General features: G+C 35.9%; 4 protein-coding genes and 1 pseudogene. 2 read left to right on the forward strand and 3 right to left on the reverse strand.

The annotated features are described in order from the left end of the window. Positions 1 to 65 precede the first annotated feature (65 nt). Positions 66 to 698: a response regulator transcription factor gene (locus AC1DDX_RS25385; protein ID WP_477622821.1), complete on the reverse strand. Its 633-nt coding sequence runs from the start codon at positions 696 to 698 to the stop codon at positions 66 to 68. Positions 699 to 736: 38 nt separating this feature from the next. Here AC1DDX_RS25385 and AC1DDX_RS25390 point away from each other — a divergent pair, with 38 nt between their 5' ends. Beyond that, positions 737 to 1,147 carry a hypothetical protein gene (locus tag AC1DDX_RS25390; protein WP_172662467.1) on the forward strand — a complete coding sequence of 137 codons (411 nt, stop codon included), beginning with the start codon at positions 737 to 739 and terminating at the stop codon, positions 1,145 to 1,147. Between the two features lie 62 nt (positions 1,148 to 1,209). Here AC1DDX_RS25390 and AC1DDX_RS25395 read toward each other — a convergent pair whose 3' ends face one another. Together AC1DDX_RS25395 and AC1DDX_RS25400 are read right to left on the reverse strand one after the other, a co-directional pair. Further along, positions 1,210 to 3,168 (reverse strand): ATP-binding protein, encoded by a 1,959-nt coding sequence (locus tag AC1DDX_RS25395; RefSeq protein WP_477622822.1) that lies wholly within the window; start codon positions 3,166 to 3,168, stop codon positions 1,210 to 1,212. A gap of 46 nt (positions 3,169 to 3,214) precedes the next feature. Beyond that, positions 3,215 to 3,832 (reverse strand): FMN-binding negative transcriptional regulator, encoded by a 618-nt coding sequence (locus tag AC1DDX_RS25400; RefSeq protein ID WP_172662465.1) that lies wholly within the window; start codon positions 3,830 to 3,832, stop codon positions 3,215 to 3,217. A gap of 107 nt (positions 3,833 to 3,939) precedes the next feature. Between AC1DDX_RS25400 and AC1DDX_RS25405 the strand changes: the two are divergent. Then, a pseudogene (locus tag AC1DDX_RS25405) lies at positions 3,940 to 4,215 on the forward strand (SMP-30/gluconolactonase/LRE family protein); the annotation flags it as partial.

Consider the following 4,215-nt stretch of genomic DNA (forward strand, 5'->3'; position numbering starts at 1 on the left):
TTTCAAGCCTGATGATAAAAAATCTATTGTCAACATACATAGACTAATATTAGTTCATCAAAAAACTAACCAATAGACTTAAGAAGCCCCTGATCTGCTGCAATTTTTATTAATGAAGCCACATTCTTGACTTCAAATTTTTGCAGCAGATTTCTTCTGTGGGTCTCTATTGTTAACGGGCTCACGAAAAGGTGTTTCGCCATTAATGCCGTTGTTTTTCCTTCGGCTATTAGTTGTAATACTTCTTTTTCTCTTTTAGTGAGTTGGGGTATTCCTTTCAGATCATTGGCAGACGGACGAGCTAGAATTTCTTTTACAGCCTTGCTAAAGGCCACTTCTCCATTAAGAGCTTCGTAAATACAATTAGTCAATTCTTGCACCGAAACATTTTTCAGTAAATACCCGCTTGCTCCATTTTGGAGCATTTGCATTACTATACTTCGTTCGCTGTGATTACTCAAAGCCAAAACACACGTATTAGGAGATACACTTTTTATTTCTTTACATACATCCATCCCATTACTGTCGGGAAGCATGATGTCCAGTAATACTATATCAACTTCGTTGTTCTTTAAAAACTCAATAAAATCGCTGCCTGATGTAAAACAGCCTGTTACATTGATATCACTATTATTGGTAAGTATCATTTGGAGGCCTTGGACAACAATGTTTAACGGGATTGTCTTCCTTGAAAACATAAAATATTTTTGCGGTAGAAAATTTAAATCTAATACCTATGAAAATTTTATCATTAAAAAAATCGACGCTTAAAATTGTGACTATGCTAGTAGCGGTAGTCATGTTCGCATCATGCGGAAAAGACAAGGATGGTCCTGATCAGTCAAGCAGTTATCCCAAAGAAGTAACGATCGAGTACAGGGTAACAACAACTTCTGGATTGGCTAAAATAAACATTTCTTATACTAATGAAACCGGCGGTCACACAGTATTGTCGGATTCACCCATTCCTTTTACAAAAAAATTCAAAAGAACTGTTAATATGGGGGATGGAGCTAACGTTGGAGTAACATCCTATGCTGCAGGTACGGTTAAGGTTGAAGTATTGGTGGATGACAAAGTGGTTAAATCAGAGGTGTTTTCTGGAAATGAAATCATTTCCGGCAGTGTAACCTTTCCATTTATCTAAGCCAAAACTATTTCTAAATAAAACGCTCGGTATATCCATCGCAACATTATGCGATGGATTTTTTATTTTATACTACTTGAATTCAATTCCACATTAACTACCGTACCCTCGTCAATTATAGATTCTATATTCATTTTTCCTTTAAGCAAGGCTATCCTATTTCTGATATTCAGCAATCCCATGCTTTTTGTTCTGCCCGCAATTGTCGGATCAAAGCCAGTCCCGTCATCTTCTATTGTTATATAAAAAGAATTCTCATTCTGACTACATTGAACTATAATATTTTTTGCCTTTGCGTGGCGAATTGCATTAGATAGTAACTCCTGCACTATTCTATATATAGTGAGCTGCGTTTTAGTAGAGATCTTCTCTTTAACACTTAAAGCCTGGAAGCTGATTTTAATATCGTTTGTCATTACCGACTCACACAAATCTTTCAACGCTGTTTCCAAACCGAACTTTAAGAGCGTTTCGGGCATCATATTTCTGGCTATGTGCCTTAGTTCTTTCACAGAGTTGTCARGTTGACCAATGATTCGATCTAATTCAACATTATTAATATTAGCGCCCTGATTCTCTGCCCAGCCGGAAAGGTTAATTTTTACACCAGCAAGCATCCCTCCTAAGCCGTCGTGCAAATCCCTTGCTACTCTTGTTCGCTCTCTTTCCTCCCCTTCCAGCATCGCGTTGGTTGATATTAGCTTTGCTTTATTTCTATAGTAGTACAAAATAAAAATTGCAATCGCGATCAGGAATATAACCGCACCACCAAGTAACCAATTGGCAAGCCTGGTGTTTTTTGCCGACAACGCAGCCTTTTGATTTTCGGCTTCGAGTTGAGTAATCATCTTTTGATTTTCGGCATTTCTGAATTTAGCCTCCAGGGCATTAATATTTTCCTTTAGTTTACTATCATTCAGACTGTCACTTGTTTTGCTATAAGCAGTAGACCATTTATAAGCCTCTTCCATTAGTCCCATGCTTGCGTTGGTTTTAGCCAACTGATCGTAAATAGCTTTTCTACTGTTTACATCCGCCGCAAGCGGGCCTTCCCTCAATAGCCCTAATAAAACCTCTTTAGCTTTCTTAAATTCTTTTAATCTAACAAATACCTCATATTTCCTGAAAACAAGCATCTGCCAAAGCATAGTCTGGTTGTATTCTTTTGCTAACGGTATACCTTTGTCAAGACTCATCAGCGCCTTGTCAAACTGGTTTGTTAAGGTTAGGTAAATTGCTTCGTTATAGTAATAATTCGGATAGTTAATGGATTTAGGGTATCCCTTCAACATTTCACCTGCCTTGTCAAGTACTTTTTTTGCTTCAGTTTTTTTCTCCTGATAACAGTAATTGCTGGTTGCAGCTAAATAAGCGTGCAGTAAAATTGATGAATTTGGATATTTACTTTCCAATAAGCTAATTGCTTTATTATTATAAATTTCAGCTTTTTCAAACTGGCCATTATACATTAATAGCGTACCCAATTGCGAATAATAGTGGGCGGTTTTTTCAGCATCACCTGCTTTTTCAGACAAGGGTATTGCTTTGTTAATTGCGATATCAATTACAAAAGCATCGCCCTTTTCAGTTTTCTTCATTATGGCATAATTATACCATGCTGCAGATCTGAACTTGTAAACTTCTTTATCTTTAAAAGCAGCTAATTCTTTCTCGGCATTCATAAAAGCCTCAGCGGCTTTTGAAGTATTACGTGTAAAGTAATACTGACCTTCATAAAATGGGTAAAGCGCCTTAACCAATGGATATTTACTTCCCATTGCCTTCCCTTTTATTAAATATTCTTTACTCTTAACGGTATCTTTTGATCGCCAATAATCCGATAATAAATAGCTGGTTCTGGCTTTGATGCTATCAGATTGTTTCGATTGCAAAATGGATTGCAAACTGTCGGTATATGATTTTTCGTTGATTGGTAGTATCTGTTGAGCGTTTGTCTCAAAAGAATTGTTCATTATTATACCAAAAACAAGTAAAATCCAATTCTTATTTGTTTTTTGCATTTCTACAAATATTTTAAAATTCAATAGGTAAAAGATATAAGTAAACTTATAAATCTTTTATTTCTTTCTTCATATATATCCCAATCTGTCTTTCAACATCATGCTCACTTCTACTCAAAGATTCAATAATTCTATGCTGCTCAGCACTTGTTTTATTTTGGCTTAATTTCTTACTGGCCTCAAACGAAGAAACTTCAATTTCAAAAGCCACAATTCCGTTTAGCATTTTCAATTTATACTCTTCAGGCAGCTTATTCCATTGAGTCATATAATCAGCTTCAAAAGCATTTATTGATTTTTCCATAACTTCAAGCATATGGGTGGTTTCACTTAGAATACGTGCTTTGCCATAAGCGTGGACCGCTATGTAATTCCAGGTAGGCACATTTAACTCTTTATCATAAAGCTTCGGCGAGATATACGCATGTGGCTCTGAAAACACCACCAGCACCTCATTATTCAATAACTCTTTCCATTGCGGATTAGCTTTTGCAAAATGGCCTATCAAAATAGTTTTATCTCCTCTTTTCTCTATTACAAAAGGTAAATGGCTCGCATTAGGACGATCGTTGTTCGAGGTTACAATAGCAGCAAAGCTATATTGGGTAATAAATTCAATGATTTCATTTTCATCTGTTGTCAGATTTTGCTTAGATATATACATATGGTAATGGTAAATGGTCTCAAATTTATACATTTTACTCCACGGTCATATTATTTCAGCACATTTCATTATCTTGTACATTTTATCAACACACAAACCAAATGAACATGAAAATTAAACGTCTTGGTATCCTTGCCATTCTCCTCTCCGTTTCATCACCTTATTTATTCGCACAAAACTTAACCTCACATCCAAGTAATCTATTTGCGGCAGACGATGCTAAACTTATATCATCTGATTTTAGTTTTACGGAGGGTTGCTCTGTTGATAAAAATGGAAATGTGTTTTTCACAGATCAACCCAATGATAAAATATGGAAATACAGTACTGACGGGAACCTTTCCATTTTTCTTGATAAAGCTGGTAGAGCCAATGGTACATAC

Source organism: Pedobacter sp. 10L46_2 (assembly GCF_056395165.1).